The following is a 21,820-nucleotide window of genomic DNA, read 5'->3' on the forward strand; positions in this document are numbered from 1 at the left end:
TTAACTCATCAGTTATGGTTTGATAGCTTTCCATATATATTTGTATTCTCTAACACCTATATTGCCATTAATTATATGTTCTTTGACCTTTTGTTGAAGCTCGTTGCTCATTGTTGGAGTTGTATAATCCGGGTTACCTGGTGTGTCTGTTAAAAACTTAGCGAATTCCCTCTCGTTGGGAAAATAATAGATGGCGTCCTGAAATTCTTCAATCTCAATATTTATAAATCCATTAGCGAGTAATCGCTCTTTTACTTTCTCTAGCGCACCGGAATGGATACCGAATATGGTGCCTTTGCTTGTTAAGATTCTGCTATGATTTAGTATTGAAGTTGGGCCTCTTCTATTGTAAATCAGATTAAATTGATCATTATTAAAAGGCAGTTCCCCCTTGGTTGAACAATAAACAAATTTAACGTTATCGTAATTAGCCTCCTCTAAACTAGATTTAGCAATGTTTATCATTTCTAATGAGTTGTCAAAGCCAGTAATATCAGTTCCCATTCTCCCCATCTTCTTAGTAAATTCCCCGTGACCGCATCCTGCATCTAAGACGGACATAAACTCTGGCAACATGCTAGTTAATCTCTGTTCAAAAATCTCTTCGGCTGAAACTCCTACAACTGTATATATGGCAGTGCTTTTATACCCACCATTTTTCCTGGCGATCATGTCATACCACTCAATTCCCATGCATGTACCTCCATCCTCAAGACCGAATAATTACTTTATCTTTCAGCCACCTTTAGACAAATTCAATAAATCCCAAAAAATCCCTGCATTTCTCATAACTTGTGCTCATGCCGCTTTCTATCGCTACAAAATAGCAGCTCATGCCGGCTTATCTAATATTTATCATATAATAAAGGCGTTTGGTCCGAATCAAAGTAACTATTGATTCTCATAATACTTGACTAATTCAATAACCATAGCCCCCATCCGTTCGTTTTCAGGAACGATGACGTGGTCCAATCCTTCTTCTCTCAATGCCTCTTCCGTTACTTTGCCGACCGCTACTGCATTCACTCGAGTCTTGAACGATTCTCGAACGATCTCATCGATGCCTTGACGTTTCGCATATGCAAACAGATATCGCACCTGCACCGCGGTAGTAAAACAAACAGCGTCTATCGAATTCGTTGAGAGCTCATGACACAATGTATCCAAAGTGGATGATTCCGGTTCTACATGCCGATAAGGCAGCAGTTGAATAACATTCGCCCCCCGATTCTCTAAGAATTGGATCAAATTGGGCTGAGGTTCACCATGTAACTGGACAACTACTGTTTTGCCCGCGAAATCGCAAAGGTCCATACTTCGAATTAAACCTAGTGTCGTTCCATCTTCATCGACAATTTCAGGTTTTATATCCAATTTCTTAAGATGTGCATACGTCTTATATCCACGTGCTGCTACCTTCGCTTCTTTCATTTTTTGAATCAAAGTTGAATGAATTCCTAACCGTTCTGCAGCACCCAGCAGTCTATCTGTTCCAGTGCCTGTCGTAAGAACAAACCAATCCATCTTATTATTCACGCAAAATAATAATTCTTGTTCAATTGCCGACTCATCAAAATGTAAAAGGCCTTGCAAAGGACGAATGACAGGTATACCTCCCTGCTTCTCAATTAATAGACTCATTTCCTCTGTTTTTCTAGAACCCGCAATGACGATTTTCTTGTTGTTCAGCTTTTTCATTTTCTATAAATCCCCCTCTGAATGCCGTCCCTTTAATAGTACTTGTTTTCAAGTAATTTTAAAATGACCACGCTTCGCATTGTGCAGCGAAGGCGTGGTCATTTTTACCCGATCGAATAACGAATATACGCTAGCAAGGCTAACAATCCTGCAGCAATTGAAATCACATAGAAAGATGTAAGCCGAACCCATTTTACCTCTGTTTTTTGGAAATAGGATTGATCGCCTTCACGATTCTTACGAGAAAAACCAATCATAAAGGTAACGACTAGACCAAATAATAATATGATTGAAAATATCCCATAATAGAAATACATATTCATATAATAACCACCTTTTCTTTGTAAAATTGGGCCTTCGGTGAAATTATATAGGAACTTGATCCGAAATTCATCAACCACTTTCGCGCTATTTATACCATCCAATTAGAAGTTCAACCATCCGTTTTCAATCAAAAAGAACTCCTTCCGGAGTTCTATTCGGCGGTGAATTAATGGATGATACATAACTTATTTCAATCCTTTTTCTTTAAGAAACGCTTGCCATTGTTTCGTAGTTTCAACTTCAATCTTGTCTTGGCCAGCAGCTTTTAACTTGTCAATGTATTTAGGCAGTATGTCGTTGGGATCCACCGCCCCTGTTTCAAGAGCGACTTGGAACTCGTTGTTCACAGCAGTAGTATTCGCTTCCTCTGATTTAATTGAATCCTTATTAACACCAAATCCATAAGAAGCAGGAACCATCGCGCTATCATTTAGTTTGATTGTTTTCTCCCATACGTCAGGTGTTTGTTTCCCTTTCAAGTAAGCATTGAATTGATTGCCAAATACCCAGTCAACATTAGGAGCGTAGCCGGAATCTTTAATGGGTTCAATATATTTATCATCCTTTTTGATGTAGTGCTTACCTTCAATCCCGTTTGCAATCAGATTATATAACATTTTGTCTGTATTGAGAAGATTGATTAACATAAGCGCTCGTTCCGGATTTTTGGATGTTTTACTTATTACTTGCATAGCGCTAGCAATTCCGGTAAAGTACGAATCCGAAATTGGCACGTAGACAACCTCGTTCCCTCCGTTGTTGTTCATTTCATCGGCTTCACCGCCGGGTTTCGTTGTAAACTCAATACCAACCGCAACTTTGCCTTTCTTCTTCAGATCCGTAATATTTTTGAGAAGAGGAGCATCCTCGTTGATATAACCTGCCTGGTACCATTTGTGCATAGTAGTGTAGTATTCTTTCTTATTCTGAAGTTGTTCGATTTTAGTCAAGCTTTTATAGTCTTTATCATCCTTTTTGAAAACCACAGCAAGACCGTCCGCCCCTACTAAACCTGGGTCCGTATAAAGTCCCCATGAGTTCTGTGCCATTCCAAAAGGTATGACGTCCTTCTCGTTTTCCTTCAAGGTTTTTAAGAACGGCTCTATGTCCTTATAGGTTTTGATCGAGTTGATATCCAATTTGTATTTGTCGACGTACTGTTTTTGAATCACAAGACTTTTCGTCTTGGCTGCGATTTGGTAAACCGGGAACCCGTATACTTTGCCGTCGGCCGCTTTCATATCCGGCCAGAATTTATCTGGTATGTTTTTACGAGCTTCAGGCGCAAATTTATTGATCATATCATCCGTTATTTCCAGAAGGGCACCTTTATCGATGTTCGGCTGATAACCTAATAGCCAATATTTCGAACCCCATGCGAGGTCGAATGCTTCCCCGGAAGCCATGATCGTATTCAATTTAGGATCGTATTCATCAAATGAGAGCGGCTTTAAATCTACCGTTGCATTTATTTTGCTTTTTAAATATTTATTGATTTCATCATTAACCAGCTGTTGATCTTTTCCCGGAGGATTGCTTGGGTAATAAAAAGTGAGCTTTACATCGGGTAGTTTGCTTGTTGTCGGAGTTACAGCCGGTGCTGCAGATTCGGTTGGTGAAGCGTTTGGTGTCGTAGATTCAATTACCGTATTGGTCTTTGTACAACCGATGACAAGACTGAAACAAAGGAGGAAAAAAGCAAGCAGTGTTTGTTTTGATTTTCTACCATTTTTCAAAATAGACACCTCCATTTTTGTGTACCCCAGGAAAGTAACAGACGGTGAACCTTACTTACCTTTCACCTCCTCTCCTAACTCTTTAAAGATCCCACCGTGATCCCTTTCACAAAATACTTTTGGAAGAACGGAAAGATGATCAGCATGGGACCGCCCGCCAGAATAGCCATTGCCATCCTCACCGATAAAGTCGGGAAGTTCGTGAATTGTAACTTGCTTGCCGCCTCAGCTAACGGAGAGTTTGCTAAAAACTCAATTTGAGATAAGATTCTTACCAGCAGCAGCTGAAGAGGGACATACTTTTCATTGTCGATGAACAACAAGGCATTAAACCAATCATTCCAATAAGCAAAAGAAATGAATAATCCGAGTGTCGCGAGCGCTGGCGTTGAAAGCGGCAAGACGATGCGAAAGAAAATACGGAGCTCACCAGAACCGTCAATTTTAGCGGACTCAATGATTTCAATCGAAATTTTATCCAAATAGCCTTTCATGATCATGATGTTAAAAGGATTCAGCATCAAGGGAATAATTAATGCCATTAAGGTATTTTTCAAATGTAGATATTGGGTCATCAAGATATAAAAAGGGATAATTCCCCCATTAAAAAGCATTGTAAAAAAAATATAAAAAGTTAGAGGCCGATTATAGCGGAAATCCCTACGTGAGATAGGGTACGCCGACATTGCCGTCAATAGGAGTGAAAGGATCGTACCGATCACAGTGATCACAATCGTCACGCCATAACCCTTAAGTAGAAGTTCAGGCGTTTTCAATACAATCCGAAAGGCTTCCAAGCTCAGTTCTTTCGGAATAAAGCGATAGCCATTTTGAAGTAAGCTGTTTTCCGAAGTCACGGATACGGCAATCACCAGGAAGAAAGGCACCGCCATCAATAGACAAACGATGATGAAAAATCCGTTAATCACCCAATTCGATTGTTGATTTCTATTCGCTTTTTCCATAGTGCTCCTCCATCTAAAATAACGCGTTATCTTTATCAACTCGGCGTACGATGAAATTTGCAGTTAGTATGGTTATTAAACCAACCACGGATTGAAGGAATCCCACTGCTGCTCCGGAATTAATGTCACCCAGCTTTGAAAGTGCTCGATACACATAAGTGTCAATGATATCTGTCGTAGCCAAATTCGCGCCTACATTATTAGGTACAAAATAGTGCAGGCCGAAATCGCCTCTGAAGATATTACCAAGCCCTAATATAAACACAATGATAATTAAAGGTTTCAACAGCGGCAGCGTAATACGAGCCATCATCTGTATCCGTGAAGCTCCATCCAATTTTGCAGCTTCATAGTAATCACTATGGATACCTATTATCCCGGCGTAATAAATTAAAGTCGAGAATCCGACCCCCTTCCATACAGCAACCAGTGGTAAAATAAACATCCATGGTGTCGACTCGAAGTACCATTTATGCGGCTCAAAGCCAAACCATTTAAATAAAACATTGAGATACCCGTTCTTATGATCCAAGAAGGCATACGTAATGTAACCAACAAGTACGAGCGATATGAAGTAAGGGAGAAACATGGTTGTCTGGTAAATCTTGACCAGTCGGCCGCTCACCTCGTTAAGTAGAAGCGCGAAGAGCAGAGCTACAATCGTTCCAAGTAGGATATAGGTGATGTTATATAATATCGTGTTTCGTATGATTCTCCAGGCATCTTGCGATTTAAATATAAATTCGAAATTTTTGAATCCTACCCATTGGCTGCCAAAAATGCCCTTATCATACCTGAAATATTTGAATGCTAATATTAAACCAACCATAGGCACATAGGCAATGATGAGTTCGAACAAAATACCAGGTGTCGCAAGCAGCAGCAGCTCCCGATTTTTACGTAGATGTAGAAATTCTTGGATGAACCATCGTTTCTTGACCTTGTGTGTTTTACTCATCGCGATCCTCCCTCCTAAGGCTTATCATGGCAGATTTACATATGAACATATAGAATACGATGTTCGAAAAGTTGTACGATTCATGTGTAAAATGTTTGAATTCATGAACTTTTTACTTGGGAAGATGAAAAAACCGCCATCCGTTCACCTATTGGTGTAAGAAGTGGCGGTTCTGCATAATCATGAAATAGATTTTTTCATACGATATTCCTTCGGTGTGCTGCCAAATTTGGCCTTGAACAAACGGAAAAAGTAACTTGGATTTGAATAACCGCATTCTTCCATAATTTCTAGAACGGTATGATTGCCGCTTTCCAACAGAAGCTGTGCACGCCTCAAACGGACCTCATTGATATACTCCGTGATGGTCATCTTGAAGCTTTCCTTGAACAGTTTGCCAATATAGGCGGAGGATAGTTTGACAGTCAATGCGATCGATTGCTGGCCAAGGTTCACGTCCGAATACTTTTGATGGATCAATTCTTTTATTGTGTCAAGAATAAGGTCATTACGCTCCGTAGCCCCCGGTCTCTGGCTTTCACATATTTTCGCACATAAAGACAATAAGGTGAGATACATTTCCTCCAATGTTTCTTTTTCCTGCGTAATGTGGTGTATGTAATCCATGTTCATTGCAAATTTGGAGACACGATTGTCCATTATTTCTAATGCTGTATTTTTGATCACCCAAGCTAAATTAGTTACTGCCCGATGTATATCGTCATAATTGAATTTATTAACGAGTGAGAAGGCTTTTTCCAACTCGATTCCCGCTTCCGTCATTTGCCCTTTTTTCAATGCTTCTGACAACTTTCTCTCGATGGTAACGGGTATGGATACGAGCGAATTAGTTACATTTTCTTTAATGTCCTCAGTTGTAATGATCGACCTGTAACCAAAAATAATTTTGTACAAATTGTTAGTCAAAGCCTGTGTGTAGCCTGCCGACAAATGAGGCAGCTGTGAGATCCTGTCACTTATGCCGCAGGAGAGAGATAAACCGTAAAAATGATGAATAGTTAACTGAATTTCCCTAATAAGGTGAACGATTTGCTCGCTAACCGCATCGTTTGAGCTGCCATACATAGATACAATGAGGACAACGTGATCCCCCCAAACTTCCACTGCCTCACTAGGATAAACCTTTGACATGATTTCTTGTGCAATATTCACGATGGCGAAACTATACATTTTCTTGGAGGAAGTTGTTGTGTTTCTGTCATAAGTCAGAAAATGATCGATGCGAAACACACACACCTGAATTTCGTACTTAACTGAAATGTATAGATCATGTTTTTTAATCAGGTTCAAGATATCGTTATGGGAGAACATCTGACTATCCGTTAAAAACTTACGAATATAATATTTTTTGACGATTTGCTCCGAGCTGATTTCATGAAGCTTCTCAGATAATTTCAAATAACGTTCGCTCATGACATCGAACTCGTCGCCTTCGAGTAACCCGGGCAGCCTATCCCCTGCTCCATGAACTCGTATTCGTTTGAGCATATCTTCAATTGGGTGATACAGCTTATACGACAACCAGATGGATAACCCTATCGCTATGAGGAGAAACACACCTGAAAAACCTAACGATTTCACTCGCGTCTGCGTGACGTCCTCCATCAATTTCTCATAGGACTGGATATAAAGGATTGTCCAATCAGGAATAGGATCCTCCATATAGGTGATCATGCTTTTTTCACCTGAAATGTCACCGATAACAAACCCCGACGGACTCTTCGATTCTCTCTTTCTGCTTGTAATCATTTGTTGAATACTCAATCTGTTATATTCGTTGGAATAGATATTATTCGTATTCGATGAGTATAGTCGTCCTTCTCTATCCGCTATCAGAAGATCGCCCTGATCACGATTACTCCTGACATTCATCTTCTTCAAGCTATCAAATACCCAGTCTGATTTTATATAGAAAATAATAGCTGATTCATGGGTTGAGAAAGGTTTGAAGGAATCGGTGACGATAAAGGCAAACGTATCAATCTGCCCATCTTCTTTCTCTAAGCTGACAGGAATGAGCCTTGACGTTAGATGCTGATGCGATGGATCGAGCAGCCAATCCCTGATCTTTTTTTTCGTAACGCCGCCATCCAGCAAAAAATGGCTTGTTGTTCCGTAAATTTCATTCTGGGTGTGATTATAGATGGCCATGGAATGCAAAAAGGATGAGCTTTCCAATATGTTCGTCATTCTTTGGTAACCGCGAATCAAATCCATTTTGGGCAGCATATCATCAAACATAAGCGGAATTAGAAGATTGTCCTTAATGACGAAATACGATAAATGGGTAATGACTTCGTTCATATAGGAAAAGTTGTATTGAAATTGCGTGAGCACTTTTAGATTCGACTCTTCCTGAATGCTTTTAACCGATTTCTCTAAGATATACGTATTAGCAAGCGTCGAGGCCATCAGCACAATAACCATTGACAGCATGATAGAGATCAGAACTCGCTGCAAATATTTTTTGGATTTGTAAAACCCAAATATTTTCAAACGCACCAAGCCCCCTATGATGCTGCGATTTTACTGTGGTCCTATTTTCCCGAAGTCAATGTTCACCCAACCTAACCTATACGCAGGCGAATTCGGTTGGAGCCTATAATCACCTTCAGCAGCATGAATGAATAGTGGATCCGTGATTAACGTGTGCCCGTCAAATTTACCATTCAATAACGATCGCCAAGCCTCCCAATCATATTCACTTCTACCGAGGCGATCTTGTCCGCATGGATCTAACGGCAATTTACCAGCAACCTTGCATGGCCCCTCATCTTTCCAATACAAATTACGGTCAGCAGCAGCAAACTTATCCTTACGCCAATTTACGAAATAATACAAGTACCCGGAGTTATAAACGATGTTTCCATCAACCACGATCTCCTTATTTTCTTCCCCCGCCATCTCCTGAGTCCCAATGGCAGCAATTGCATGCGGGTTAGAGACAAGCAAGTTACCTTGAATCCGGTTACCGATTCCTTTTGAGAAAATCAGCATCCAGAGTTTTCCTTCTCCTGTGCTATACAGATGACTGAGTACATTATTGGTTACTGTAAAATAGTCAGACGCATCGTCCAAGTAAATACCAAATCCGTAGGAAAAATGAATGCCACTATGATGTAAGTGATTGCTGTGAATGACATTCCCTGTGCCCACGCCCCAAGATTCAAGTAATCCGCCATCCTGGCTATCTGTCATCACATTGGATATATCATTATAGGCAATGTGATTATTTCTTGTATGAAGAAAATCCCAGTGATTCTCCCATGTGACCGGAATCCCATAGAGGGTAGCGGGCATGACTTTGTGTCTTAATCCTTTAAGAGAAATCCCGTAGCGCGGCATATGAGCAATGGTGTTATGGGAGATATCATTATCCCCGCTTTGGTATAACAAGATCCCACAGCCATGCCCCACCAACTCGCCTCCATGTTTGATATAGTTATTGGTAATCCTATGTCCTTTGTTCGTATAAGAGGCTTCTGCTGTTGTAAAAGATCCTTGAATAGGGGAAAAGCCAGAAGCACAAATCCCGATATAACCAAGATGCTCGATATGATTGCCAGTCATTGTGATGTTTTGTGCGTAGTGATCCATAAAAATTCCACAGCTTCCCGAATTCCCTATCTGGCAATGGGAAATTTCGATATCCGCAGCGTAATTGATATAGATTAAGCCTTCTCTGTGCTCATCTCTTTCAACATTGTTTAATCCAGGCTCTTCTTGAATCATTTTATATTCACCGAAAAAGTCCGTACATGATAAATTCAAGCCCGAAAACGTGAGATGCTGTACCTGGCATTCATGATCGCCTCCTTTCAGCTCTATAAGCCTTGTGACGGTCGGTGCAATAATCTTTTGATGTAAAGGCTTTCCACTCTTGGGACGGTAATAGAGCCATCCCTCCGTTTCATCCAGATGAAATTGCCCAGGTGACTGTAGGAAATGGAGTGAGCCCTGTATGTAATAGCGTGAACCAACACCAATATCCCAGATAGAAGGATATTTGAATCTCACAAAACGCTGATCATAGTCAATCGAATCAATCTCTCTCATCTCCGAGAACCAATTCCATTCTCCTCTTCCTGGCCAAATAAATACCTGCGAATTCGTGAGATCGCTTCCAAAAGGAATTTCGTTTGAATGGAACTTGAACCCTTCAAGGTAGGATTCACCCGATTGTCCTTCTACTTGAAAATAACCGTTGGCTGGAAGTCTAGCTTTTGGGATACGATCTCCATCTACATAAAGCGTATGAAAGCTCCAACCTTGTCCGACCTTTGTTTTCCAAATGCTATCCTTATAAGGCTCCCAATGGGAAATCTGTTTTCCCCCAACTAATCGCGGTACTTCACCTGGGAAATTTCGATAAGAAACACGAAATCCATCTCTACCGGAATCGCGGTCGTCAAATTGCAAGGTTGCGTCTACAAAGTATGTTCCACCGCGAAGATAAACAGTTACATCCTGAGACATGCCGTCTTTAATACGTTCACGCACCACATTCTGAGCTTTATTAATGGTTAAGAATGGAGCCTCCTTACTGCCAGAATGATTGTCATCACCATTCGGAGCTACAACTAATATCGCTGTATGGAACATAGGAATCTCCTTTATACACATGATAACCTTATTTATGACTGCCCCCCCCCTATTTATGCCACCCTGAAGTCATGTTTTTTGCCCAATAATCGCAAAAAGCCGCAGTCAATAAAAGACTGCGGCTTAATTGCCTAGTTTAGGCTCGTTTTATGACTTTAATCCGCTCACAAGAACTTCAACCGCCTCGCTTAGTGGTGTAACCGGGCGACCAAGAAGTGTCTGAAGATCGTTGCTCTCTATGTCTAGAACGCCATCTCTAATCGCACTTTGGATGGCAACAAGAATGGGAACAACTTGTTCAGGAACCCCTGCACCGGCCATGATTTTACCATAAGTCTCATCGTCAACTTGCTGAATAGGAACTTCGCGGTCAAGGACCTCAGCCAGAACCGCTGCGAGATCCTCATGCGTGATCGGTGTGCCTGAGAGCTCATAAACGGTATTCTCATGTCCGTTACCTGCAAGCACAGCTGCTGCCGCTTGTGCATAATCGCCGCGAGAAGCCCACCCTACTTTGCCAGCCCCTGCCGAGGTCACGAGCGGTGCACCCGCCAATACGCCTTGTATCGTTCCAATCTCGTTTTCGATGTACCAGTTATTACGTAGAATTGAGTACGGGATTCCCGTTTTGCGAATCGCTTCCTCTGTCGCACGATGCACGGGCACGAGAAAGAGAGAGCTTTCCTCTGCGTTTGTAGCACTAGTGTACGCGATGAAACCAACTCCAGCGCGTTCAGCCGCAGATACAGCAGCTAAATGTTGACGAATTCGAGTTTCGTTATCCCCTTGCGTCGAAACGATAAGCAGGCGGTCAACGCCAGCGAAAGCTTTATCAAGAGATGCTGGATCATCAAAATCACCATGGCGCACTTCAACTCCCCGAGAACGTAAATCGGTTGCCTTCTCCGTGTCTCTTACGCTGACAGCTAATCTTTCAGCTGGTACGGATGCAAGTAAAGCCTCCACCACTTTTGATCCCAATTGTCCTGTTGCACCTGTTACTAGAATTTTCATTTGTAAATACCTCCATCAGATTATTTAATAATGAGTTAGAATCACCGAAGTTATAACCACATTGGTTACAACTAAGTTATAAAAATTAGCTCACTTAAGAGCTATTTTTATTTAAAATTAGATATGAGTTGTTGCAAGGAAACGTTAGACAATCTTTGTTCCATCGCGAATTGAGCGTCCCGCATTTCTGCACGGAGGGCAGATTCAATATTTCTTCCTACCGTACAGTTGGGGTTGGGATGGTTATGGAAATTGAACAACTCCCCATTCTCGATCACTTCCACTGCCCGGTATACATCAAGTAATGTAATTTGGTCTGTATCCTTACACAGCGAAGTTCCGCCAACTCCAGCACGTACTTCAACGAGTCCTGCCTTCTTCAACATCCCAATAATTTTGCGAATAATGACAGGATTCGTATTCACGCTGCCAGCAATGAAATCACCTGTACACTCCGTTGGAATAGTCGCAATTAACGACAGGATATGAACAGCTATCGAAAAGCGACTGCTAATCTGTTTCATTCATCATCACCCACTCGTTGTAACCAGTATAGTTCTAACAGATATCTGAGTCAAGCTGATCTTTCAGCTAAATCGTTTTTTTCGTTAAATGTTCCAAAATACGTTCTTTGATTTCCAATGGATTCTCAGTTTGAAAAACAACTTTTCCAAATTTATGATTCTTTAATTCAAGTATGATGACATCCTTATGATTCTCATAGGAAATGAAACACCATCTATCTCCGATCAGGAAACGTCCTTCTCTAATGTCAGCTATTGAAGTACCAACTCTAAATTGAAACATGGATAACTTAAAGTCATCTATTGAAACATTCCCTATATCCGAATACGGAATTTCAACATGTTGTTTTAACGCAGCAGCTCTAGTCAATCCCGATAGATGAAGAATAAGCGCATCCTTCGTAAATTCAATTGTTCTAGCCATTTTAACTACCTCCGCTTTGTATAGTTTGGATTTTCTTGTGGAAACACCTATAGTACGACTGAGTATGAGAAATCGTTCAACCATTTTAAATAATTCACTAAAAAAAGCTGCCCCTAAGGTCATTGACCTTGGGAGACAGCCCTAAACTTAATCTTCATTGCATGTTTACTCATTAATCTTTGAATCCTTAATAAGATCTTTCTTCCAAAAATCGATGACAATATGGTCTGCTAAACGCAATTAGTAAGAATCGTTGTTACGTAACAGCAGTAAGGTCCAATCTCCAATCGTTGCACCGCATGAAGCTCCCCGGAGGGTATTCGAAGCTGCACTCGGCGATGAATTTGAAACCGAGTTTCCGGCAAATGGCATTCGATGCGGGGTTATCGACTGACGGGAATGCGTGAATGTACCTGATCTTCGGTTCCGTCCTGGCGCTGGCAACAGCCGCCGCGGTTGCGGCGCTTGCAATGCCTCTGCCTTGGAAAGTCGGCAGAACGCCCCAACCGATCTCGTACACGGTCTCTTCCTTCCAGACACGTTCCCAGTACCCGATGTTGCCGACCGCTTCTAGTTCTGGAAGCAGAACGATGCTGAACATACGGCCATTCCCCTTGCCGCCAATCTCGACGTAGCGTTTGTGGCGCGCCAGGATCTGCTCCTCCGTTTCCGGACCACCCAAGTGTTCCAGCATCTCTGGTGCATTCATGCGATACAACAGTGCAAGATTAGCCTCTGCCCATGGCTCGATCCTTACCTGCTGCTCGTTCGTTCGAGTTAGCATCTTTCACACTCCTACTAAGGAATTCATGTCATAATAAGTACAATTTCATTTTACTTCTGAACCATTACCATCATCAAGTTCAAGCCTCCCCTCTTGTGCTTACAATTCTTGAAAAGTCGACCGAAAGACAGGAAAAAAGCCGGAGTCCTCTAATGGAGGCCCTACGGCTATCAAACTAACCAATTACGTATTCACGAAATCAGAAGTAGCTCGCCCCAAAGATTTCACAGCTGATTTGTTTAATTTATTTGCCCAAATGCAATAGCCCATCCCCACATAAGTCAATCCCCAGAAGAACGCGAACCATTTATTATCTGCGACTGGAATGACGATGGAGAGAATCATAAGCAAGAACAGTCCGGGAACCCAGCGCGGAAATACTTTAGCACGGAAGGTCAAGATCACGAATATCAAAGTGCCTCCCATGAAACCGATCATGCCAAACATTCTTGAAATGTTAACTAATGTACCCTCCGGCATAACCGCTTCCGCCCCACCTGCTGCAAATTGGGACCATACCATCGCAGTCGTTAAAATGTTCCCCACAATGATAAACAGGGTCGTAATGAATCCAGAGACTCCCGTTTCACGTGATTGTACCATATAGGTGACGATCGTCCCGACTGACATTAGAATACAAGCGATCAAACCCGTTGTCAGCTCTTGTGTGCTGTCCGTCCCCCAAATAATCGAAGCCGGCGTCATTCCCATTCGTGTAATCCCCGCCAGGATACAGATCATGCCTAACCATTTGATGACTTGCTTCTCATTCATTTTACCTCATCCTCCAAATCGAATTTGTGCTGCTATGCTATTTAGATTACACGGTGGGAAATCACGGAAAACAGAGCAGAGACTCCCGACTTTTCGGGAAACTTTCAAATCTTTTTCGGGAATAAGCAGGAAAGCTAATGGGAAATTATCCTTAATCCATTTTCATAAGGCCAGGGATCAAGCTATAATTAAATGAAAAAAGATTCTAATTAGGAAGGCGATTGTGGCATGTCGATGGAGATTGTCAAAGGAAGTAATCCAGAAATGCGAAATGAACGAAAAACAGCTTGGAGAATGTTGATCTTGCAGCTGTTTGTGCTTGTTTTCAGCTTGATAACAGCCGCGCTGTATATAGGCAGCATTCCGAAGTATTATACGGCTTTGGTACAAACATGTATTGTCCAAGGATGCGGCATTCTAGTCCCTGCCATGCCTTTGCCCGATCAGGGACTAAGCTTAGACAGCTATGCTCTCTTATTCGTGCTCATTGACTGCGTCTTTACGTTTGTCTTTTACTCCACTTCTGCTATTGTACTGTGGAAAGGTTTTCGGGAGCCGATGGGACTGCTTGCAGCTCTGGCTATGGTTTCTTTTGGTACGTCATTCCCTTCGTTGGTCATGGTTGCCTCTGAAGGTTCAACATTCGCCTACAGCTGGTTTATGTTTGTATCTATGTTTGGTTGGATTTCTTTGTCGTTATTTTTCTTTCTTTTTCCTGACGGAATGTTCGTGCCGAGATGGACTCGTGCCGCCTTTGGTCTGATTGTGTTCGTTGATGTATTAAATTTCTTTTTAGAAGGAAACATATGGAATTCTCTTCATATTCCCGAATTCCTTCAACTATTCTGGTATGGGGGATCAACGCTCATTCTCATCTATTCACAAGTTTACCGTTTCCGTAAAGTGTCCTCACCCGCTCAGCGGCAGCAAACCAAATGGGTGGTGTTTGGGGTTTCCATCGGACTCGTCGGATTCGTTGGGATGAGCGCTTTATTTGATCCCAGTCTCAACGACGGTTCAGCTATGACTTACGTTTATTTGAACGCCATTCTGAACCTCTCCTTAACAGCAATACCAGTTACGTTGATGGTTTCGATTTTGCGGCAGAGGCTATGGAACATTGACCCAATCGTCAATCGGACGCTTGTCTATGCAGCCTTATCCATCTGTGTAGTACTGCTGTACACACTGGCTATTCTTTATTTAAGCCGTTTATTTCAAACCCGGGATAACTATATCGTATCCCTTTTGGCCACAGCTGTAGTTGCAGTAGCGTTCGCTCCATTAAAAGAATGGCTGCAGCGCCAAATTAATCGGCTTATGAAAGGCCGACATGATGACCCGTATGCGGTTCTTTTAGAGCTCGGCAATCAATTCATTCAGCCGATTGCCCCGGAAGACATCCTTGATGCCGTCGTAAGGACAGTTAAAGATGCACTACGCCTCCCTTATACTGGTATTTCTATTGGCGTTGGTGGTCAGGACACCTTGGTTGCTTCTGCCGGTGAACCTAACAATGATCTTCATGTGATGCCTATTATTCATAGGGGTGAAGAGCTGGGCATGCTCCATATTGCCAGTAGATCGCCTGGGGAAACATTTACCTTAGAAGACAGTAAGTTTCTAGATGTCCTACTACGGCAAGCCGGACCAATCGTTGAAAATGTAAACATGACGCTAGGCATGAAGCTGCTGGCTCATGACTTACAGGAATCGCGGGAGAAGTTAGTGTTAGCCCGCGAGGAAGAGCGCCGGCAAATTCGCAAGAATTTACACGACGATTTAGCGCCAAGGCTGGCTGCGCTTGCTCTAAACGCAGCGACGGCGCAGAAATACGTCGTCAAACAGCCCGATACCGCCATCGAGATGCTGGCAGATTTGCGGCAAGTCATTCGATCCACGGTCGATGAAATCCGCACCTTGGTCCATGACTTACGACCGCCCACGCTGGATGAGCTTGGGCTGATCGGGGCGATCCAAGAGCGGATCGCTCTGCTGTCCAAGCCTGCGATGCTGCTTGCGGATGAAGCGGGAGCAGCTCCGCTGAGCGTGGAGCTGCATGCGCCACAGCCATTGCCCTCTCTGCCAGCAGCGGTGGAGGTGGCCGTGTATAGAATCGTTACCGAGTCACTTGTTAACGTCATTAAACATGCCAAAGCTACCTCCTGTACCATCCGGTTGGACGTCTCATCCTCCCACCAGCTGCTGGTGGAAATCTCAGATAATGGCACAGTCCTCCCAGCTCGGTCGGGGATTTCGAGCAGTAAAGGCGGCATTGGCCTTGTCTCCATTCGGGAAAGGGCTACTGAATTGGGTGGACACTGCACAATAGAAAGACTTGAAAACGGGGGCACAAGAGTTATGGCTGTGCTGCCACTGTAAGAGTTGATGTCGAGAGAATTGAACTTGAAGGAGATTGATGATTAAACATGAAGATCATAATCGCAGATGACCATCCGATATTTCGCAGCGGAGTTAGAAATTTGCTTAGAACGACAGAAGATTTAGAGGTTGTTGGAGAAGCTTCCTCTGGAGATGAAGCTTTGAAGCTGGCGGAACAATGCCAGCCTGATTTGATTTTAATGGATATTCGTATGCCCGGACTGAACGGGATCGAGGCCACGCGGCTGATTAAAGAGAAATTCCCGAATATCGAGGTTTTAATCCTTACGATGTTCCGCGATGATCAGTCGGTCTTTACCGCCATGCGCGTCGGGGCTAAGGGCTACGTGTTGAAGGACGCGGACGAAGTTGAGCTCATGCAGTCCATCCGCATGGTGGGCAGTGGCGGAGCTGTATTCAGCTCAGATATCGCGGCAAGGATGATGCATTACTTTGCGATGCCCAAGCTGGTGGATACCGTGGATCACCCTGCTTTGGCTGAGCTATCCAAGCGGGAGATGGAGATATTGGAGCGTATCGCTGAAGGGGATACCAACGCACAAATCGCCACGCGTTTGCATATCAGTTCTAAGACTGTGGCCAACAACGTGTCTATGATACTGAACAAGCTTCAAGTTGTAGATCGGAACGAAGCTAAGCGACTTTTGAAGGAATCTCGGGAGGGTTGAGGGTCAATACAACTACTCTACCACACCAGAGCGAACCATGATTGTCTTGACATCCACATGGACCTTGGCATTGGGATACATCTCCCTCCACTTCTCATCCGTCAGATTGGAGTGTCGTACCTTTGCATGATAGACTTCACCAAACCCAATCGGATCCGATTGGACCGCTTGGGTTTTTGCAATCAACTTCTGTATACGCCTAACAAATTCCTTAGATATCTCGCTTTCAAAAGCACGTATGACTTTTTTTTCTCCTAGCTTCAAATCGGTAGAAACCTCTTGTATTCGAACATTCATTTTTATATGGATAGAAAAAGACGGAATAGAAGGATCCACCAGTTTAATTTGACTGGAGCTTGATATATTTTCGATCACGATATCCACTTTATTTCCCTGAAAGCTTGGCTTCAATTGGCGAAAAGGCTCCGCGTCTAATGATATTTCCAATGAACCGGCTTTATATCGATCGCGAATGAGCTTAAGCACAAATGCCTCATCCGCACTTAGCTCTCCTACCATTTTATCATTCCGAAATAAAACGGTATGGTTCAGTAAAATTTGGTCGCCAATTCGCTCAATTACTGGGAGTACAGGATCTTTGCCTACGGAATATACGTCGTGAATAAATTCATGTAGCGTACACGAGCTGATTTGTTCTCCTTGAATATTTTGACGGATCATCTTATAAAGGTAAGTTCCGATATTGCTGATTTCCGGAAATCGGTGCGTGATGATATTATCCGCGCTTCCTCTACTTACTGTTAGAAAAATTGTATCAGAAATGACTGAGTCTCTTGAAAGCGTATCGGCAAGCGTTATGATCCCATTCCGTGCAAGCTTCTCATTATAAATGGCGACCCTAAGTTGACCACTAACGACACGCTTCGATACTTCACGGTTTTGAGCATTGCGAAGACCTTTGCTTGTGTTAGCATTCGTAACAACCACTTGGACCTTTTCTTTAGCTGCCGGATCAATTTGATGCAGCAGCGCCGTCCCCTTTATGCGATCTTTCTCAGCAGGATCATAACCAACAACGACAACAAGTCCTAATTCTTCCAAAATTCGTTTCTGCACGCAGCCTGTCCAAATGGGTAGGAGCAATACGATAATGGATAGAACGATCACCGATTTTCTCATGACATCACCCCTTTTTCCCTTCGGAAGCGTTGTTTGATCAAGACAGCAGCGTATAGAATCCAGGGATATCCGAACACAATATACAGCGACACTTTTCCAAAGTTGTCATTCATGGTATTAATCTGCAAGCGCGTTTTGAAAAGACTTGATACAACAATAAGCATAAAAGCAAAGGCGTAAAGAGCATATTTCTGTTTCCAACTAAAAATTCGCTTTATTCCTTTGGATGCTGCCCACATGTACATCATTAAGTTCGGGAGTATAATCAACATCCACAAACTGATAGCTACATATTCAAAGCGTTCCAGAAACGGGAATATAACAATCTTGAACAGACTAAAAGTTGCCCAAACGGTTCTCAGTAGTTGATCAGGACTAAAATAAACAATCGTTATCACCATGATAACTACATATAAGACTGTGGTTGCCAGAAGACCCATATGGATGGGCAAAGAGGCACGCTCCTTGTTACGAACGAAAGGATACACAAACATCAGGATTTCAAATCCGATGATGGTCAAAGACATTTTCAACATGCCTTGCCCTAACTCCGAAATACTAGCCTCCATAACCGGAGCTAGATGTAACCATTCTGCATAACGAATAGGAAAATATAAAACAATAATCAACCATATGGTCATAATGAAGGACATAAAGCAGATCCCCACTACAATCCGAATTCCGCCAAGAACGCCATAAGTAATTAACATAGCCAAGAACGTACTCAGCAACCAAGTCGGTATTTCCGGAAATATCCAGGTCTGAACCAATTCCACGTAATTGCGTGATATCACAATTGCCGCTGCTAGCATATACAACATATACAAAGCATTGATTAGACCCCCGAAAAAGCGACCATAAAGATCTTTATGGATTTCATAAAGGTCCTTATTCGGATTCAACCTAAGGGTTCGGAGCATAATCCATACGGTGATATGGGCCCATACTCCAGCCATGCATATAGATACCCATGCATCATGCCCTGCCCTTTCAAAAATAACTCGTTGAAATCCTGCCAAACCAACCCCTACCTGATTTTCAAAAATAACAAAAAATAAGAGAAACGAACTGAACATCAGACGCTTTGGAGGATTTCCCGACTTCACCTTAACTCCTCCTTTCTTCCTTCATTCATCGATATCTCCGTGGTTTGTCGAAAGCTCTTGTTTTTCAAATCTGTACGTATCTTCGCCTTTGGTATACGAGGAGCGTCTCCTTAAGAAAGAAAAAGGTAATCTCAATATACTGTCTTTCAAGTCCTCTTTCCTAAACGGATATAAGGGATACAAATAGGGTTGATCGAGACTTGTCGCACGAAGTAGGTGGATCACCAGAAAGCAAATACTAATCATGATCCCGATTCCTCCATAGAAGCCTGCAAGGATAATGATTGGATACCGAATGATACGAATCGTAATACCCATCAGATAAATCGGTGCTATAAAGGAGGACAACGTTCCTAGAGCTACGATGATGATGAGAATATTGCTTGTGAAACCTGCTTGCACGGCGGCTTGTCCGATGACGATACCGCCTACGATCCCAATGGTCTGGCCAATTTTGCTCGGAAGTCTTGCGCCTGCTTCGCGGAGCAGTTCAATCGTTATCTCCAAAAACAAGGCTTCCATCAAGGGTGGAAACGGTACTCGAGTTCGGGATTCTGCCAGCGGCACGACCATAGCCGAAGGTATGATTTCATAATGATACGTTAGGGCAGCGACATAGAGGGGTGTAAATAATAATGACAGAACCATAGCTCCAACCCGTAAGAGTCGAATGAAAGTAGCCATATTCCACCGGACCATATGATCTTCAGGGGAGGAGAAGAAATCCATCATCGTCGATGGACATACGATGGCGAACGGACTTCCAGAAACAAAGACGACGATCTTCCCCTCTGATAAGCTGAACGACGCGCGATCCACACGTTCGGTCAAGATAAACTGCGGAAATATCGTAAATTTATTATCCTCTATTAACTGAACCAGCTGTGCGCTAGCTATAAGACCATCTATCTCCAAACTATTGATCCTATCGCGTACTCGTTTGACAAGCTCATCATCTATGAGGTCCTTGATATAAAACATGGCTAGCTGCGTCTTGCTTCCCTGCCCGATCTCTAGGTTCTCCTGGCAAAGATTTGGACTCGGAAGGTACATTTGAAGCAAGGCAATGTTGGACCTCAAGATTTCCGTGAAAGCGATTTGCGGACCAAGAACTTGGTTTTCGGCATCCGGTTTTGAATAACTTCGATCTGGAGGCTTGTACATATTCAGCAAAAGATTAAAACGGGAATCGTCGGAGTGAAGATACACCCATCCAAACAACAACTTCTCCACTACAGCCTCAACATCTTCAGCCTCAACAATCCCTGCAACGGGGAACCGCTCTGTTTCATTTACTAAAGGTACATCGACTAAATTCACTAAAGGTTGAATAATATCCCTTTGAAGCAAATCCTGGTCAACTAGTGTTTCTATGTAATAGATTGCGGCTGTTTGCTGTCCAAGCATGACATATTTGGCAATTAAATTTGGATTGTCATTTAGAGCCTCTTGAAGCAGCTGTTCCAGCTCGATAATATCGGCAGGTAAGTCATTTTTCATGTTCTGCACGTTAAACAATCCCTCGTTTCACAATGCCATATCGCATAGTATGTCAAAATGTCAGGAAAACAATCCCATATAGCTTTGAAAAACATAAAAAACCATCGCGTTTATATCGATGGTTCTTAAGGACTTGAGGCCCGTTACTTTATGTAATTTGTCTCTAATTTAATCCTTAGCGACAAACAGAATATGATTGCCTGATGGGTCGACTGCTGTATTTTCGTTTACAGGATAGCCCAACAATTCAAGATTCTTTTTTGCACCATCCCTAGTTAGTTCATCAGCAAATACGATCGTATAATATTTCAGACCAACGCTGTTACGAGATGGCGCTTGTATGCCTTTACCGTTCCAGATGTTTAATCCAATATGATGATGGTATCCTCCACTGGAAATAAAGAGAGCTTGATTGCTTATTTGATAAACAACCTTAAATCCAAGTCCTTTGACATAAAATTCTGCTGCTTTTGCGAGGTCTGAGACATGTAGATGAATATGTCCCATAATGGTATCAGTCGGCAAACCAGTGAACTTCTCTCCATTTGCTTCAGATAAAAGACTGCGTAAATCAACCTGTTCAGTTGCCATGCTGACTTGCTCCCCAATCCATTCCCAGTTTTCAGATGGACGGTCTACATAAATTTCCAACCCATTCCCGTCTGGGTCAGCCAAGTACAGCGCCTCACTCACAAGATGATCGGATATTCCTTGTAACGGGTATTTGATATCAATGAAGTGCTGAATGACTTTTGCTAACTCTTTCCTGTCCGGCAAAAGTATCGCGTAATGATAAAGTCCTGAACGACGTGGTTCTTTCGGTGAGACATCTGCTGGCTGCTCTAGGGTCACCAGTACATCCTTTCCGTTTAGCGTCAGTGAAACTGAGGTTTCTGTGCGATCCAAAAGTTGAAAACCTAATACCCCTTGGTAGAATGATAAAGACCTTTCAAGCTTTTCAACGATTAAATGTACATGACTAACAAATGTAATTGGCTGTTGATGAAACTTCATATGAGTACCTCCCATAATATATTAGACTTCAAGTATGGATGATCGAAATGTTCATCTTGATCACTTTGACTTACCCTTAGATTCTATAACTTGGAGTTAACACCAAGTCAAGTTATTTATGACTGAGTAAGCATTAGATTTGCCACAAAGTTTTAATGAAAAAGC

General features: G+C 42.6%; 19 protein-coding genes. 2 read left to right on the forward strand and 17 right to left on the reverse strand.

The genetic code is table 11. The features are described from left to right. Nucleotides 1–12: 12 nt before the first annotated feature. From QFZ80_RS16585 to QFZ80_RS16645, 13 genes are all read right to left on the reverse strand, one after another. Complete coding sequence (locus QFZ80_RS16585; protein WP_307560035.1) at nucleotides 13–693, reverse strand: class I SAM-dependent methyltransferase; 681 nt, start codon at nucleotides 691–693, stop codon at nucleotides 13–15. A gap of 198 nt (nucleotides 694–891) precedes the next feature. Further along, nucleotides 892–1,698, reverse strand: a complete 807-nt coding sequence (locus tag QFZ80_RS16590; RefSeq protein ID WP_307560037.1) for a uroporphyrinogen-III synthase — start codon at nucleotides 1,696–1,698, stop codon at nucleotides 892–894. A 104-nt stretch (nucleotides 1,699–1,802) separates the two neighbouring features. Then, on the reverse strand, nucleotides 1,803–2,021 hold the full coding sequence (locus QFZ80_RS16595; protein ID WP_307560039.1) for a hypothetical protein: 219 nt from the start codon (nucleotides 2,019–2,021) through the stop codon (nucleotides 1,803–1,805). 186 nt (nucleotides 2,022–2,207) lie between these two features. Beyond that, nucleotides 2,208–3,758: an ABC transporter substrate-binding protein gene (locus tag QFZ80_RS16600; protein ID WP_307560041.1), complete on the reverse strand. Its 1,551-nt coding sequence runs from the start codon at nucleotides 3,756–3,758 to the stop codon at nucleotides 2,208–2,210. Between the two features lie 74 nt (nucleotides 3,759–3,832). After that, complete coding sequence (locus QFZ80_RS16605) at nucleotides 3,833–4,723, reverse strand: carbohydrate ABC transporter permease (protein WP_307560043.1); 891 nt, start codon at nucleotides 4,721–4,723, stop codon at nucleotides 3,833–3,835. 13 nt (nucleotides 4,724–4,736) lie between these two features. Continuing rightward, entirely contained in the window at nucleotides 4,737–5,681 is a 945-nt protein-coding gene (locus tag QFZ80_RS16610) for an ABC transporter permease (protein ID WP_307560045.1), read from the reverse strand. Nucleotides 5,682–5,861: 180 nt separating this feature from the next. Further along, the gene (locus tag QFZ80_RS16615) at nucleotides 5,862–8,198 is read right to left on the reverse strand and encodes a helix-turn-helix domain-containing protein (protein WP_307560047.1); all 2,337 of its coding nucleotides are present in this window, start codon (nucleotides 8,196–8,198) and stop codon (nucleotides 5,862–5,864) included. A 30-nt stretch (nucleotides 8,199–8,228) separates the two neighbouring features. Then, nucleotides 8,229–10,304: a right-handed parallel beta-helix repeat-containing protein gene (locus QFZ80_RS16620; protein WP_307560049.1), complete on the reverse strand. Its 2,076-nt coding sequence runs from the start codon at nucleotides 10,302–10,304 to the stop codon at nucleotides 8,229–8,231. Between the two features lie 147 nt (nucleotides 10,305–10,451). Further along, nucleotides 10,452–11,318, reverse strand: coding sequence for an SDR family oxidoreductase (locus QFZ80_RS16625; RefSeq protein ID WP_307560052.1), 867 nt, complete (start codon nucleotides 11,316–11,318; stop codon nucleotides 10,452–10,454). 107 nt (nucleotides 11,319–11,425) lie between these two features. Further along, nucleotides 11,426–11,842, reverse strand: a complete 417-nt coding sequence (locus QFZ80_RS16630; RefSeq protein WP_307560053.1) for an Rrf2 family transcriptional regulator — start codon at nucleotides 11,840–11,842, stop codon at nucleotides 11,426–11,428. A gap of 67 nt (nucleotides 11,843–11,909) precedes the next feature. After that, nucleotides 11,910–12,266 carry a hypothetical protein gene (locus QFZ80_RS16635; RefSeq protein ID WP_307545287.1) on the reverse strand — a complete coding sequence of 119 codons (357 nt, stop codon included), beginning with the start codon at nucleotides 12,264–12,266 and terminating at the stop codon, nucleotides 11,910–11,912. A 256-nt stretch (nucleotides 12,267–12,522) separates the two neighbouring features. Beyond that, complete coding sequence (locus QFZ80_RS16640; protein ID WP_307560055.1) at nucleotides 12,523–13,050, reverse strand: GNAT family N-acetyltransferase; 528 nt, start codon at nucleotides 13,048–13,050, stop codon at nucleotides 12,523–12,525. Between the two features lie 183 nt (nucleotides 13,051–13,233). Continuing rightward, the gene (locus tag QFZ80_RS16645) at nucleotides 13,234–13,824 is read right to left on the reverse strand and encodes a hypothetical protein (protein WP_307545283.1); all 591 of its coding nucleotides are present in this window, start codon (nucleotides 13,822–13,824) and stop codon (nucleotides 13,234–13,236) included. A 228-nt stretch (nucleotides 13,825–14,052) separates the two neighbouring features. Between QFZ80_RS16645 and QFZ80_RS16650 the strand changes: the two genes are divergently transcribed. Further along, nucleotides 14,053–16,206 carry a GAF domain-containing sensor histidine kinase gene (locus QFZ80_RS16650; protein ID WP_307560057.1) on the forward strand — a complete coding sequence of 718 codons (2,154 nt, stop codon included), beginning with the start codon at nucleotides 14,053–14,055 and terminating at the stop codon, nucleotides 16,204–16,206. A gap of 47 nt (nucleotides 16,207–16,253) precedes the next feature. Then, nucleotides 16,254–16,895 carry a response regulator transcription factor gene (locus QFZ80_RS16655; RefSeq protein WP_307560060.1) on the forward strand — a complete coding sequence of 214 codons (642 nt, stop codon included), beginning with the start codon at nucleotides 16,254–16,256 and terminating at the stop codon, nucleotides 16,893–16,895. A gap of 12 nt (nucleotides 16,896–16,907) precedes the next feature. Here the strand turns inward: QFZ80_RS16655 and QFZ80_RS16660 are convergent, their stop codons facing one another. The 4 genes from QFZ80_RS16660 to QFZ80_RS16675 all read right to left on the reverse strand — a co-directional run bounded on the left by QFZ80_RS16660 (nucleotide 16,908) and on the right by QFZ80_RS16675 (nucleotide 21,655). After that, on the reverse strand, nucleotides 16,908–18,035 hold the full coding sequence (locus QFZ80_RS16660) for a Ger(x)C family spore germination protein (RefSeq protein ID WP_307560062.1): 1,128 nt from the start codon (nucleotides 18,033–18,035) through the stop codon (nucleotides 16,908–16,910). Further along, nucleotides 18,032–19,141 carry a GerAB/ArcD/ProY family transporter gene (locus tag QFZ80_RS16665; protein WP_307560064.1) on the reverse strand — a complete coding sequence of 370 codons (1,110 nt, stop codon included), beginning with the start codon at nucleotides 19,139–19,141 and terminating at the stop codon, nucleotides 18,032–18,034. Before QFZ80_RS16665 ends, QFZ80_RS16660 begins: the two co-directional genes overlap by 4 nt. A 21-nt stretch (nucleotides 19,142–19,162) precedes the next feature. After that, nucleotides 19,163–20,641 carry a spore germination protein gene (locus tag QFZ80_RS16670; protein ID WP_307564141.1) on the reverse strand — a complete coding sequence of 493 codons (1,479 nt, stop codon included), beginning with the start codon at nucleotides 20,639–20,641 and terminating at the stop codon, nucleotides 19,163–19,165. 168 nt (nucleotides 20,642–20,809) lie between these two features. Then, the gene (locus QFZ80_RS16675) at nucleotides 20,810–21,655 is read right to left on the reverse strand and encodes a VOC family protein (RefSeq protein WP_307545274.1); all 846 of its coding nucleotides are present in this window, start codon (nucleotides 21,653–21,655) and stop codon (nucleotides 20,810–20,812) included. Nucleotides 21,656–21,820 lie beyond the last annotated feature (165 nt).

Source organism: Paenibacillus sp. V4I7 (assembly GCF_030817275.1).
Taxonomy (GTDB): domain Bacteria; phylum Bacillota; class Bacilli; order Paenibacillales; family NBRC-103111; genus Paenibacillus_E.